We start from the raw sequence: 12,962 nt of genomic DNA, 5'->3' as shown, positions 1-12,962 counted from the left end.
ATCGGCGGGAGGGCGTACTGGAGGCGGCCGTAGGGGGACGGCGTTTTGGCCAGCCACGACCGGGGGTCGTAGGCGTCGCCGCCGTTGGCGGTGGGGCGGATGTCGTGCAGCAGCCAGGAGGCCGTACCCGCGAGGGAGAGCCGCAGGTGCCGGCCTCCGCCCCGGTCCTGACGGTCGGTGAGGGCGCGCAGTATCGCGCCCGCGAGGAGATATCCGGTGCCGTGGTCCAGGGCCTGGGCGGGGAGCACCCCGGGGTGGCCGTCGGGGCCGGCCTCGAGGTGGGCGATGCCGCTCGCGGCCTGGACGAGGCTGTCGAAGCCACGCAGTCCGGCCCACGGCCCCTGCCACCCCCAGGCGCAGAGCTGGGCGACGATCAGTCCCGGCCGCCGTTCCAGCAGGGCCTGCGGGGCGAGGCCGTGGCGGGCCAGCGATCCGGGCCGGTAGCCGGTGATCACGACGTCGGCGGCGTCGAGAAGCCCCTCGAAGATCCGCCGGTCCCTGGACCCGCCGAGGTCCAGCAGGGTCGAGCGCTTGCCGAAGCCGGTATCGGCATGGGCGTCCGCGTACTCGGGAAGCCGCGGGGAGTCGACGCGCAGGACATCCGCGCCCAGCAGAGCCAGCGTGCGGGTGGCCACGGGCCCGGCGATGACCCTCGTCAGATCGAGGACTCGCACCCCGCCGGCCGGAGAGGACGCCGTGGCCAGCGCCCGGGGCGCCGTGTCCCCGACCCGCCGCGCCTCGACCAGCGGATGGTGCACACCGCGGCTCGCCGCCACGGCCACGGCGAGCCCGCCCGCCGCGTACACGGTCTGCTGGATCCACTGGGCGGGGAGCGTCAGCAACCGGTCCGAGAGCCGCTTGGCGAGCGCGCCGTCATCGCCCTCGTCCGGGATCCCTAGCGCGGCCAGCAGGCGGCCACGGTGGTGGGGATAGTTGGCGTGGGTCCTGACCCAGCCATCGGACGCGCGCCAGAAGCCGGACAGCGGGGCGAACGACGTCGGAGTCCTGCCGTCGATCCGCAGGTGCCGTTCACTGACGAAAGCCGTGGCCACCGACCCCTCGTCCACCCGCACCGCCGGCACGGATCCCCCGGACCGCCGCGCGGCCAGCTCCGCGGCCGCCAACGAGCACACCCCCACGGTGGCACGAGCCAACTCCCGCACCGGCAGCCGGGACGCCAGAACCCCACGTGACGCACGGTACGACACCCTCCCGCCCAACTCCGCCGCACCACCGAGTGCGGCCCAGGCGTGGGCGGTCGCTGCATCGATCCCCTGTGTCATCGGGCCATTGTCCCGCAGGCTCCGGGCTCGTGCCGATACGCATCCGCCGCGAGGCACCACAGGTGGCTTTTCACACCCCGTGCGAACTACGCGCGCCGGCAGGCGCTGTTCGCACGGCGACGGGCGGGCCGTGGAGCGGGAGGCTTTGGTGGAGGGTCCTGTCAGAGCGTGGGCGTTCGGCCGATGCGTTCTCCGACGGCCCGGCGGCAGAGGAGCACCCGTCCGGGGACAGAGTCCGATGTCACCGTGCACGTCCCGGACCCGGCGTGGGCGGGTCCGAGAAGCGGCGCGACAGCGGGCGTACGCGCATCCGCCTCCCACGCGCCGTCAGACGCCGAGCCAGCGCAGGCGTCCCGCCCCGCCTCTACTCCGAGGCGGGGCGGTCTGGTGCTCAAAGGACCGCGCTGCTCAAAGGACCGCGCTGAGGAACTCGCGCGTGCGCGTGTGCTCCGGGGACTCGAACAGCTGGTCCGGAGGGCCGGCTTCGAGGACGTGGCCGTGGTCGAACATCATCACCCGGTCCGAGACATCGCGCGCGAAGCCCATCTCGTGGGTCACGCACAGCATGGTGATGTCGGTGCTGTGGGCGATGTCCCGCAGGACGTCGAGTACGCCCGCCACGAGTTCCGGATCGAGTGCCGAGGTCACCTCGTCGAGAAGGAGGATGTCGGGCCGCATGGCGAGCGCGCGGGCGATCGCGACGCGCTGCTGCTGGCCGCCGGAGAGCTGGGTGGGGTGGGCGTCGCACTTGTCGGCGAGGCCCACCAGGTCCAGCAGCTCCCGGCCTCGCTCCGCGGCCTCGTCGCGGCTGAGGCCGAGGACGTGGACCGGCGCCTCGGTCACGTTCTCCAGCACCTTCATATTCGGGAAGAGATTGAACTGCTGGAAGACCATGCCGATCCGCCGCCGGTGTTCTCGCAGGTACTTCTCGTTCGCGGGCACGAGCTTGCCCCGGGCGCCCGGCATATGGGAGAAGGGCTGCCCGTCGACGTGGATGGTGCCCTCCGTGACGCGTTCGAGGGTCATGAGCAGCCGCAGGATGGTGGTCTTGCCGGAGCCGCTCGGTCCGATCAGAGTCACCCGCTCACCCCGTCGCAGCTGGAAGTCGAGCTGGTCCAGAACGGTGTGGTCGCCGAACCGCTTCACCACCCGGTCGAAGCGGATCATGTCCGCGACGGCGGGATCCCCGGTGCTCGCGGCGGGGGGGTCGGCTTGGGCAAGGGCGTCGTTCCTGGGGTTGGCTTCACTGAGCAAGGCGCTTCTCCAGCTTTCTCATCAGCATCGAGGTCGGATAACTCGCGACGAGGAAGATCGCGGCCGCGAGGGTGAACGCCTCCAGATAGGCGAAGTGGACGCTGCCGTATTCGTTCGCCTCATGGACCATCTCCTGCACGGTGATCACCGACAGGAACGGTGTCTCCTTGAACATGGAGATCACGTAGTTGCCCAGTGCCGGTACGACCTTCCGGACCGCCTGCGGCAGGATCACCGCGCGCCACACCCGGCCACGTGGCAGCGAGAGCGCGACGGCCGCCTCCCACTGCCCCCGGGGCACGGCGTCGATCCCGGCGCGGTACACCTCGGAGGTGTACATCGCGTAGTGGATGCCGAGCACGGCGATGCCGATGGTCAGCGGATCAAGGCTCGGCACGAGCACCCATACGGCGAACAGCTGGATCATCACCGGGGTGGAGCGTACGAACTCCACGACGACGCGGACGGGCACGGTGACCCACCGGGTCGGCGTGCGGCAGACCACGGCGATCAGCAGCCCGAGCACCATGGCGACGACGGACCCCAGCACCGTGGCGAGCAAGGTGATCCCGAAGCCGTGCAGGACCACGGGCAGCCCCTCGCGGGCGGTATTCCAGTCCCACATCACACACCACCCGCCTTCGCGGTGCAGCCGTCGGGATCGCTGACGGAGACGGGTCGCGGCTTGAGGACGCGGCGCAGGCCCGTGCCCTGGCCGAGGCGGGCCTTGGCCACCGCCTCCAGGGCTTTCATCAGCAGCGTCAGCGCGTAGGCGAGCACGAAATAGATGACCAGGAGCGTCAGATAGGCGGCCGCGGTGTTACCGGTCGACGAGCGCAACTGGTCCATCTGGAAGGTGAGATCGGAGATGGTGATCAACGACATCAGCGGGGTGCACTTCAGCAGCTGGATGAGCAGGTTGTTGAACGGCGGGATCATCTGGACCCACGCCTGGGGCAGGAGGACGCGCCGCATCCGCTGCCAGGGACTCATGTTGAGCGCGACGGCGGCCTCCCACTGCGCCCGGGGGACCGCGTTCAGCGCCCCGCGCACCACTTCGGAGCCGTAGGCGCCGTAGTTGAGGCCGAAGGCCACCACGGCGCAGGCCAGCGGCTCAAGCTTGAAGCCGAGGATCGGCAGCGCGAAGAACAGCCAGAAGAGCTGCACATACAGGGAGGTGCCACGGAGGAATTCCACGACCACCCGGGACAGACCCCGGACGAGAAGGTGCGGTGAGCCGGCCATGAGGCCGAAGGTGAAGGCGAGTACGAGGGCCAGCAGCGCGCTGAGCACGGTTGCCTGGAGGGTGACGGAGATGCCCTGCCATACGCTCGGCAGCGATCGGGAGAACTGTGCGAAGAAGTCGCTCATCAGGTTCGCTCATCACGCCTTGCACAGGTCGGCGGTCCGCAGTGTGGCGGGCGGCACTTCCTGCTTGGTGAAGCCGTACTTCCCGATCAGCGAGACGTAGTGGTCCGGGTCGCCGGTGATCTTCTTGAGGCGGCCGTTGAAGGCGTCGCGCAGGGAGGTGGCGTCGTGCCGGAAGACGGCGCCGCCGGGGCTGTACTGCTTCTTGCCCTTCAGCTCCGGCAGGAAGGGTTCGAGCACCTCGACGTCCGCGCCCTTGTTCGTCTTCGCCAGCCAGCGCAGTGATATCCCGGTGAGGGCGAAGGCGTCGATGCGCCCGGCGACCAGCGCGTCGAGCCCGTCCTGCTGCTTCGCCAGCGACTTGACCTTGGAATCCCCGACACCGGCGCTGTTGGCGTAGCCGGCCTCGACCGCGGCGGTCAGCACCCCGACCGTGGCGCCCTTGCCGGCGAACGACGCCAGGTCGCTCAGCCCCTTGGGGTTCCCCTTGCGCACCATCAGAGCGGTGGGGGAGATGAACTCCGGTTCGGAGAAGATCACCTTGTCGCAGCGTTCGGGTGTGATCGCCATACCGGCGCTGACCACGTCGAACCGGTCCGCCGCCAGTCCGGGGATGAGGGCGCCGAAGTCGGTGAGCGTGGGACGCAGCTCAGCGATGCCGAGCGCCGAGAAGATCTCCTTGTGCAGGGTCGGGGCCTCGCCGGCCAGCGCGGTGCCGTCCTTGAACCCGTACGGTGCCTCTCCGGCGAACCCGACCCGCACATAGCCCTGTTTCCTCAGTTTCGCCAGCAGATCGCCGTCCCCTTTCGGAGCACCGGTCCCGGTCTCGGTGCGGCTGCACGCCGTGAGCAGACCTGGCACCACCGCCATGCCGCCCAGGGCGGTGGTCCGGAACAGGAATCCCCTGCGGGAGAAGGCGCTGCGCTGTGACATGGATGTCCCTTCGGTCACGTGCGCCACTTTGGTGCGTGACGCCACATGAGGGCCGCCCCTACCCGGCAACACCGTTTGCATACACCGAAAATCGCAGGTGGGGGCGGTTATCCTGAGATGGGCGTGTTGCGCGTATTGCGAGGGCCGGGCCCGTTTGACGCCAAGCCGTCACCCGGCCACGATCGGAAGATCACCGGCCGGAACACGGCGGGTACGGGGACCGGCGGACGCGGAGGCGGTACGGCATGGAGACGCGGATTCTGCGGGCCCGCGACCGGACGCCCACGCCCTGGAGCAACGGCGGCGGTGTGACGCGCGAGATCGCCGCAGGACCGGCGGATACAGGGGCGGGCGCGGGTGCGGGCGCGGGTGCGGGAATTCGTACGGGCGCCGGCGCGGACATGAGCACGGCCACGACCGGCTTCGGATGGCGGGTGAGCCTCGCCGATGTGGTGGAGGACGGGCCGTACTCCGCCTTCCCCGGTGTCGACCGGATCATCACGGTGGTCGACGGCGCGGGCATGGTGCTGACCATCGACGGCGTCACGCACGCGCCGACGCTTCCGTTGCGGCCCTTGGCCTTCCCCGGCGACGCCGCGACCGGTTGCCGGCTGACGGGCGGCCCCATCGTCAATCTCAACGTCATGACCCGGCGCGGACGGGCGGCAGCCACCGTCGAGATCGTGGAGGGCCCGCACACGGCCACGGTTCCCGAGGACGGCGCTGTGCTGCTCGTCGCGTTGACGGACGATGCCGCCATCGGCCCGGAGGGCGGCTCGCTCGGCCGCTTCGACGCCGCGCTCGCAACCGGCGGCGGCAGTGGCAGCGGCACCGACTCCGGCACCGGCGGCGCGCTGACGTTGCGGCCCGGAGGCAGGGCGGCGGTCATCACCATCAGGACCATCGGGACCAGCAGCGCCAATAGACCTGTTGACAACGAGGTTTAGAGCCTCGCGGCGCTGCCGATCAGGTGGGCACGGCGGCGCCGCGGCGGGAACAGCGGGTGGGCGGGGCGGAGTCCGCCACCGCGTCGCACTGCGGGCAGACACGGTCGAGCCAGCTTCCACGCCGGCGGGCGGCATTGTCAGTGGCGGGCGGCACGATGTCCCCATGACCGAGATCACCACGGCCCACCTGGCCGACGCCGAGTCGTACGCGCAGGCCGTCACCGAGGCCGCCGCTGCATCCGCCGCCTACTACAGCGGCGGGGACTCCCGCCTCGACGACGCCTCCTACGACCGGCTGACGCGGGCGATCACGGCCTACGAGGAGCGGCACCCCGCCGAGGTCGCGCCCGACTCGCCGACCGGAAAGGTCGCGGGCGGTGCGGTGCCGGCCGGTGACGTGGAGCACTCGGCGCGGATGATGTCGCTGGACAACGTCTTCGACGGCAAGGAGCTCTCGGCCTGGGCGGATTCGCTGGGCAAGCGCCTCGGCGGGCCCGTCGGGGGAGGCTACGCCGTCGAGCCGAAACTGGACGGGGTGGCCATCGCCGCGCGCTACCGTGGCGGCCGCCTGGAGCAACTGGTCACACGCGGCGACGGCAGTCACGGGGAGGACGTCTCCCACGCCATCGGGACGATCGCCGGACTGCCGGACCGGCTGCGCAATCCGGTGACGTTCGAGGTGCGCGGGGAAGTGCTGCTGACCGCCGAGCAGTTCGAGCAGGCCAACCGCATACGTGCCGAATACGGCGCCACGCCGTTCGCCAACCCCCGCAACGGCGCGGCCGGCACCCTGCGGGCGAAGGAGCGGCCATACGTCATCGAGATGACGTTCTGGGCCTACTCCGGGCTGCCGCTGGACGGCGGCTCGCCGGAGCTGGCCGCGCTCGCCCACAGCCGCGTCATGGAGATCGTCGCGGAAGCGGGCGTGCAGACCACCGCGGCAACCCCCGTCGGGCTGCGCACCTGCGCCTCGATCGACGAAGTCCACGGCCGCGTCGAGGAGATCGCCGCACTGCGGGCGTCACTGCCGTTCGGGATCGACGGTGTGGTGATCAAGGCCGACGACCCGGCGGAACAGGAGAAGGCCGGTTTCAGCTCCCGCGCCCCGCGCTGGGCGATCGCCTACAAGCTGCCCGCCGTGGAGCGCGTGACCCGGCTGCTCGCCGTGGAATGGAACGTCGGCAGGACGGGCGTCATCGCGCCCCGGGCCGTGCTCGAACCCGTCGAGATCGACGGAACCACCGTCTCCTACGCCACGCTCCACAACCCGGCCGACATCACCCGCAGGGACCTGCGGATCGGTGACCAGGTCACCGTCTACAAGGCCGGCGACATCATCCCGCGCATCGAGGCCCCGGTGGTCCAGCTCCGCACCGGGGACGAGACGCCGATCGACTTCCCCGCCGAGTGCCCTCGTTGCGCCTCCGCCATCGATACCAGCCAGGAGCGCTGGCGCTGTGTGCGCGGCCGGGAGTGCGGACAGCTCGCCTCGATCCGCTACGCGGTGGCGCGCGACACCCTCGACATCGACGGGATGGGCCACAAACTCATCATCCAGCTGGTGGAGTCCGGCCAGGTCACCGACTTCGCCGACGTGTTCACCCTGACCCGCGAACAGCTGCTGGGCCTGGACCGGATGGGAGAGGTGAGCGCCGACAAACTGCTGGCCGCGATCGCCGCCGCCAAGGACCGGCCTCTGAACCGGGTGTTCTGCGCCCTGGGAGTCCTTGGCACCGGACGCAGCATGTCCCGGCGGATCGCCCGGCACTTCGGCACGATGGACGCCATCCGCACGGCAGACGCCGGTGCGCTGGAGGCCGTCGCCGGCATCGGCGGTGAGAAGGCCCGGGTCGTCGTCGCCCAGATCGCCGAGCTGGCCCCGCTCATCGGCAAACTCATAGCCGCCGGGGTGAACATGACCGAGCCCGGAGCGCCGGTGCCCGAGCCCCTCGATGCCGACGCGGGCGAGCCTCAGGACACTCCGCCGGCCGGCCCTCTGGCGGACATGACGGTCGTGGTCACCGGCAGCATGACCGGCGCGCTGGCCGAGCTGTCGCGCACCGCGATGAACGAGCTGATCGAGAGGGCGGGCGGCCGGGCGTCGTCGAGCGTGTCGAAGAAGACCAGCCTGCTGGTCGCCGGGGAGAAGGCGGGCTCCAAGAAGGCCAAGGCGGAGGAGCTCGGGATCCGGGTGATCGCCCCTGCGGAGTTCGCCGAACTGCTCGGCCCGTTCATATCGTGAGCCGCCTGCCGTGGGCTTCATGCCGTGGCCGTGACGGGGGCTTCATGCCATGAGCTCACGCCGTGCGTGTCACGCCGTGGCTTCGCCCAGATAGACCCAGAGCCCGTCCTCCCGTACGAAACGGCTCAGCTCGTGCTGTGAATCCGCCTGCCCGTGGAGGCTGAAACGAGCCCGGAACTCCACGGTGCCCTCGGTATGGAACGGGCTGCCGTCCGCCGTCCCGATGATCTCCAGCCGTGTCCAGCGCTGGTCCGGATCGAACCCGATGTCGGACGGCCGGGTCGTGGAGTGCCACGTCCTGAGCAGGTAAGCGGCATCGCGGACGGCGAACGCGCTGAAGCGCGAGCGCATGAGCCGCTCAGCGGTGGGGGCCGTGGCCCGGCCGCTGTGGAACCGGCCGCAGCAGTCGCGGTAGGACTCGCCGAGTCCGCAGGGGCAGGGCGAGGCGGCGAGTGCCGTCGTCGGTGGGCGTGCGCTGTTCTTGGTCACCCCATGATTGTGACGGCCCCGCGGATTGATCACCGCCGGGCGCGCTCCGTCCGCAGGCGCTGCGCCTGCGGCGGATCGCGGCCCTCCGCCACATCGGCCAGCACCTCCGACAGAGGAAGGGGCTGCCGTCCCACCCGCACCTCAAGCAGCGCGCGGAAGCAGGCGTCGCAGAGAACCAGCGGATCACGCAGGCCGAGATCGCGGACCGTCCGATCGGCACGGCCGCATTCGTCACAGGCTGCCGGACCTCCTGATCCCGCCACAATGTCGATGCTGCGCCCGGATCGGCCCGCCGGGTAGGGGGCATCCCCGTCTCACAGGCGCGGACCTGACGGGACAGGTGCGCCCTCCGGCGGCACACGGACCGCGGAACGGTCCCGTCCGGCGCAGGCGTGCTGTCCGAAAACCACGCCCCGAAATCGCGGCGCAGGCCCAGTGGTTGACGCCTGGCGGCCCGTTCCCGAAGCCCGTCGTAGGCGGATGGTAAAGAGCCTTGACAGTCTGTTGGTCTAGTCCAATCATGGTCGTTACTCGGCTCTCCCCGCGTAAGCGCATCGCCCATCCCCCCATTCCGCTGTCTCACTTTGTGGGAGCGTTCATGAGACGACCCAGATCCGTCCAAGTGCTGTTGGCCGCACTGGTCACGGCCACCGCATCCCTCGGCTTGGTGGTCGCGGGCGGCGGCGCCGCGCACGCGGCGACGCCCATCCCCGCCCACGTCTTCGCGCCCTACTTCGAGGCGTACAACGGCGACAGCCCGGCAGCGCTGTCCGCGCAGTCGGGAGCGAAGTATCTGACGATGGCGTTCATCCAGACGCCGTCGAAGGGCTCCTGCACCCCGTACTGGAACGGCAACACGGGCATGCCCATCGCCTCGTCCAGCTTCGGCGCCGACATCGCCACCATGCGGGCGGCCGGCGGGGACGTCATCCCGTCCTTCGGCGGCTACACCGCGGACAACACCGGCACCGAGCTCGCGGACAGCTGCACGAACGTCAACTCCATCGCGGCCGCCTTCGAAAACGTCATCACCACCTACGGTGTGACACGGATCGATCTCGACATCGAGGACAATTCGCTCACCAACACCGCCGGAATCGACCGCCGAAACAAGGCCATCAAGCAGGTCGAGGACTGGGCGGCGGCCAACGGCCGCACCATCCAGTTCGCGTACACCCTGCCCACCACCACCAGCGGTCTCGCCTCCAGCGGACTGGCCGTCCTGCGCAACGCCGTGACGAACGGCGCCCGCATCGACGTCGTGAACCTGATGACGTTCGACTACTACGACGGCGCCTCCCACCAGATGGCCACCGACACCGAGACCGCCATCACCGGCCTGCGTGGTCAGCTGGGCACGCTCTACCCGTCGAAGAGCGACGCGCAGCTGTGGGGCATGACCGGCATCATCGAGATGCCCGGCATCGACGACTTCGGCCCGGGGGAGACCTTCAACACGGCCGACGCGGCCACGGTCTACAACTGGGCCGTCTCCAAGGGCGTCGCCGCACTGTCCTTCTGGGCACTCCAGCGCGACAACGGCGGCTGCCCCGGCACCGGAGGATCGGACTCCTGCTCGGGCATCGCCCAGAGCACCTGGTTCTTCAGCCACGCCTTCGAGCCCTTCACCGGCGGAGGCGGCCCGGTCACCAATGACTTCTCCGTCACCACCACTCCGGCCTCCGGCTCGGTGAACCCCGGCGGATCGGTGATCGCGACGGTGAAGACCGCTGTGACGGCCGGCTCGGCGCAGACCGTGAATCTGACCGCGTCCGGCGCTCCCGCAGGGGTGACGCTGGCCGTCAGCCCCGGATCCGTCACCGCCGGAGTGTCCGCGACACTGACGGCCACCGCCTCCGCATCCGCGGCGGCCGGAACGTATCCGGTGACGATCACCGGCTCGGCACCGTCCGGCAGCCACACCGCGAGCTACACCCTCACGGTCACCGGCCCGGGCGGCTCGGGCGTGCTGGTGAACGGCGGCCTGGAGACCGGCAGTCCGGCCCCGTGGGCCTGCCAGCCCGGGGGAGCGGTCGTCGCCAGTCCGGCCCACACCGGCGCCCACGCACTGCAGGTGGCACCCACCTCGGGCCAGACAGGTGAGTGCGGCCAGAGCGTCGCCCTGTCGCCGAACCACAGTTACGCGCTGTCCGGCTGGGTGCAGGGCAACTACGCCTACCTCGGGGTGAGTGGCGGAGCGTCGGCCAGCACCTGGACGTCGTCAGGCGGCTGGACCAGGCTCACCGTCCCCTTCACCACCGGCGCCTCGGGGACAGTCACCGTCTATCTGCACGGCTGGTACGCGCAGGGCAACGTTTACGGGGACGACTTCTCGATCACCTAGCACCCTCGTTACCCTGGTCCCGGCCTGCTCGGTCGGCATACGGTCCTCTAGAGTCGCACCCAACGTCTACAATCCTGTAGACGTTGGGTGCGCCCGTGAGGGCCCCCGTTGACCACGGCGCCGCCAAGCCGGTCATTCCACGCCAAATCCAGGGACGGGACCCAATGAGTGCGATCGGCGTCGGCCAAGCCGCCATTCTCGGAGTGGTGGAAGGGCTCACCGAATTCCTCCCGGTGTCCTCCACCGGCCACCTCAAGATCACCGAGGGGCTGATGAACATCCCGGTGGACGACAAGGCGGTGGTCGGCTTCACGGCGGTGATCCAGGTCGGGGCCATCGCCGCCGTCCTGGTCTACTTCTTCAAGGACATCGTGCGGTTCGCCAGCGCCTGGGGACGCGGTGTCGTGAACAAGCGCGAACGCGACAACCACGACTACAAGTTCGCCTGGTGGGTCGTCTACGCCACGATCCCGATCGTCGTGGTCGGCCTCCTCGCCAAGCCCCTCATCGAGAGCACGCTCGCCTCGCTGTGGGTGGTGGCCGGTTCCCTCATCTTCGGCAGCATCGTGATGTGGGTGGCCGAGCAGATGGCCCGGTTCAAGCGCGGTGAGGACGAGATCACCCTCAAGGACGCCATGATCGTGGGCTCTTCGCAGATTCTCGCGCTGCTCTTCCCCGGCTTCTCCCGCTCCGGCGCCACGATCTCCACCGCCCTGATCCGCGATCTGGACCGAGTGGCCGCGACCCGGCTGTCGTTCTTCCTGTCGATCCCTGCCCTGACCGGCGCGGGGATCTACGAACTCAAGGACGCCACGGGCGGCGGCGTCGGCGCCGTGTCGCTCGCCGTGGGCACGCTGGTGTCGTTCGTGGTCGCCTACGCTTCGATCTCCTGGCTGTTGAAGTTCGTCGCCAAGCACTCCTTCAACGTCTTCGTGGTCTATCGCATCATCATCGGCGTCCTCCTCTTCGGCCTGCTCAGCACCAACGTCCTGAGCGCCTGAGCCTCCGACTGCCTGAGCCTCCGACTGCCTGAGCCTCTGACTGCCTGAGCCCCTGGCGGCCTGACGGGGGCCGTCAGGGCGCATCGGCGTGACCGTCAACTGCCTCCGGATCGACGGTGTGTGCCGTCGATCCGGGGGTAGGCGAGGGTCCGAAGAAGCGGACTTCCTGAGGAGGGCCCGATGGCCGGTTCGGTAGTGGCGAAGACCTCTGTGGCCTCCGGGCGATCGGCTGCGGCGGACGGGGACCGGTCGGAACTGCCGCGCTTGGAGTGCCCGGGGAAACTGGCGCCCAAGGACGCGCGACAACTGTCGAAGCTGTTCTTCGACCGGCTGCGGACCCTGGACGAGGGCACGCACGATTACCAGTACGCCCGGAACACGCTCATCGAACTGAACATCTCGCTGGTGAACTTCGCCGCCGGCCGGTTCCGCAACCGATCCGAGCCGCGTGAGGACATCGTGCAGGTCGGCACCATCGGCCTGATCAAGGCGATCGACCGGTTCGACCTGTCGCGCGAGGTGGAGTTCACCACCTTCGCCATCCCGTACATCACCGGTGAGATCAAGCGGTTCTTCCGGGACACCAGCTGGGCCGTGCACGTCCCGCGCCGCCTGCAGGAACTGCGGCTGGAACTTGCCAAGGCCAACGAGGAACTGGCCGGCCGGCTGGACCGCGCGCCCACCACCGGTGAGCTGGCGGAGCTTCTCGACCTCACCCCCGCGGAGGTCACCGAGGGCCAACTGGCCAGCAACGGGTACGTCGCCGGGTCCATCGACATCCCCGCGGGCGAGGAGGAGGGCAGCAGTGAAGGCGCGCTGGCCGACCGGCTCGGGGACATCGACCCCGCCCTCGAGAACGTGGAGAATTTCCATGCCCTCAAGCCGCTGCTGGCCGGACTCGCCCCGCGTGAGCGCCGCATCCTGCGGATGCGGTTCGGCGCCGAGATGACGCAGGCGGAGATCGGCGCCGAACTGGGCATCTCCCAGATGCATGTCTCCCGGCTGCTCAACCGGACCTTGACGCGGCTGCGCGGTCAGCTGCTGGTGCAGGAGTGACACTCGTCGCCGGTCTGTCCTGAATTGCCGGACGGGCTGGCCGGG

12 protein-coding genes are annotated in these 12,962 nt (G+C 69.8%); 5 read left to right on the top strand and 7 right to left on the bottom strand.

The window, feature by feature from the left end; genetic code table 11:
- The 5 genes from QMK24_RS19095 to ehuB all read right to left on the bottom strand — a co-directional run.
- Positions 1-1,283 (bottom strand): CoA transferase (locus QMK24_RS19095; RefSeq protein WP_283467450.1); only part of this gene is annotated, 1,283 nt, incomplete at its 3' end.
- Between the two features lie 408 nt (positions 1,284-1,691).
- Complete coding sequence (gene ehuA / locus QMK24_RS19090) at positions 1,692-2,450, bottom strand: ectoine/hydroxyectoine ABC transporter ATP-binding protein EhuA (protein ID WP_283467457.1); 759 nt, start codon at positions 2,448-2,450, stop codon at positions 1,692-1,694.
- 76 nt (positions 2,451-2,526) lie between these two features.
- Positions 2,527-3,162 carry an ectoine/hydroxyectoine ABC transporter permease subunit EhuD gene (ehuD, locus tag QMK24_RS19085; RefSeq protein WP_283467449.1) on the bottom strand — a complete coding sequence of 212 codons (636 nt, stop codon included), beginning with the start codon at positions 3,160-3,162 and terminating at the stop codon, positions 2,527-2,529.
- Positions 3,162-3,908 (bottom strand): ectoine/hydroxyectoine ABC transporter permease subunit EhuC, encoded by a 747-nt coding sequence (ehuC, locus tag QMK24_RS19080; RefSeq protein ID WP_283467447.1) that lies wholly within the window; start codon positions 3,906-3,908, stop codon positions 3,162-3,164. The genes ehuD and ehuC overlap by 1 nt, the downstream gene beginning before the upstream one ends.
- Before the next feature lie 12 nt (positions 3,909-3,920).
- On the bottom strand, positions 3,921-4,838 hold the full coding sequence (gene ehuB / locus QMK24_RS19075) for an ectoine/hydroxyectoine ABC transporter substrate-binding protein EhuB (RefSeq protein WP_283467446.1): 918 nt from the start codon (positions 4,836-4,838) through the stop codon (positions 3,921-3,923).
- 245 nt (positions 4,839-5,083) lie between these two features.
- Here ehuB and QMK24_RS19070 point away from each other — a divergent pair, with 245 nt between their 5' ends.
- Positions 5,084-5,785 (top strand): HutD/Ves family protein, encoded by a 702-nt coding sequence (locus tag QMK24_RS19070; protein WP_283467445.1) that lies wholly within the window; start codon positions 5,084-5,086, stop codon positions 5,783-5,785.
- Between the two features lie 163 nt (positions 5,786-5,948).
- Complete coding sequence (ligA, locus tag QMK24_RS19065) at positions 5,949-8,027, top strand: NAD-dependent DNA ligase LigA (RefSeq protein WP_283467444.1); 2,079 nt, start codon at positions 5,949-5,951, stop codon at positions 8,025-8,027.
- A gap of 69 nt (positions 8,028-8,096) precedes the next feature.
- Here the strand turns inward: ligA and QMK24_RS19060 are convergent, their stop codons facing one another.
- Positions 8,097-8,516 (bottom strand): YchJ family protein, encoded by a 420-nt coding sequence (locus QMK24_RS19060; RefSeq protein WP_283467442.1) that lies wholly within the window; start codon positions 8,514-8,516, stop codon positions 8,097-8,099.
- Between the two features lie 29 nt (positions 8,517-8,545).
- Positions 8,546-8,779 carry a hypothetical protein gene (locus QMK24_RS19055; protein WP_283467441.1) on the bottom strand — a complete coding sequence of 78 codons (234 nt, stop codon included), beginning with the start codon at positions 8,777-8,779 and terminating at the stop codon, positions 8,546-8,548.
- 335 nt (positions 8,780-9,114) lie between these two features.
- Here QMK24_RS19055 and QMK24_RS19050 point away from each other — a divergent pair, with 335 nt between their 5' ends.
- From QMK24_RS19050 to QMK24_RS19040, 3 genes are all read left to right on the top strand, one after another.
- Entirely contained in the window at positions 9,115-10,860 is a 1,746-nt protein-coding gene (locus QMK24_RS19050; RefSeq protein WP_283467439.1) for a glycosyl hydrolase family 18 protein, read from the top strand.
- 164 nt (positions 10,861-11,024) lie between these two features.
- Positions 11,025-11,861: an undecaprenyl-diphosphate phosphatase gene (locus tag QMK24_RS19045; protein WP_283467438.1), complete on the top strand. Its 837-nt coding sequence runs from the start codon at positions 11,025-11,027 to the stop codon at positions 11,859-11,861.
- Positions 11,862-12,041: 180 nt separating this feature from the next.
- A complete protein-coding gene (locus QMK24_RS19040) occupies positions 12,042-12,917 on the top strand; it encodes an RNA polymerase sigma factor SigF (protein WP_283467437.1) in 876 nt (291 codons plus the stop codon).
- Positions 12,918-12,962: the final 45 nt, after the last annotated feature.

It is taken from the genome of Streptomyces sp. PH10-H1, assembly GCF_030063355.1.
Classification (GTDB): Bacteria; Actinomycetota; Actinomycetes; order Streptomycetales; family Streptomycetaceae; genus Actinacidiphila.
Note: the sequence above shows the minus strand (reverse complement) of the source record. Positions and strands in the feature narration are given on the sequence as shown.

Bases quoted from the DNA above. Each gene is read 5' to 3' on its own strand.
- ehuA (WP_283467457.1), bottom strand. From the start codon at position 2,450: ATGATCCGCTTCGACCGGGTGGTGAAGCGGTTCGGCGACCACACCGTT.
- ehuD (WP_283467449.1), bottom strand. From the start codon at position 3,162: ATGTGGGACTGGAATACCGCCCGCGAGGGGCTGCCCGTGGTCCTGCAC.
- ehuC (WP_283467447.1), bottom strand. From the start codon at position 3,908: ATGAGCGACTTCTTCGCACAGTTCTCCCGATCGCTGCCGAGCGTATGG.
- ehuB (WP_283467446.1), bottom strand. From the start codon at position 4,838: ATGTCACAGCGCAGCGCCTTCTCCCGCAGGGGATTCCTGTTCCGGACC.
- QMK24_RS19070 (WP_283467445.1), top strand. From the start codon at position 5,084: ATGGAGACGCGGATTCTGCGGGCCCGCGACCGGACGCCCACGCCCTGG.
- ligA (WP_283467444.1), top strand. From the start codon at position 5,949: ATGACCGAGATCACCACGGCCCACCTGGCCGACGCCGAGTCGTACGCG.
- QMK24_RS19050 (WP_283467439.1), top strand. From the start codon at position 9,115: ATGAGACGACCCAGATCCGTCCAAGTGCTGTTGGCCGCACTGGTCACG.
- QMK24_RS19045 (WP_283467438.1), top strand. From the start codon at position 11,025: ATGAGTGCGATCGGCGTCGGCCAAGCCGCCATTCTCGGAGTGGTGGAA.
- QMK24_RS19040 (WP_283467437.1), top strand. From the start codon at position 12,042: ATGGCCGGTTCGGTAGTGGCGAAGACCTCTGTGGCCTCCGGGCGATCG.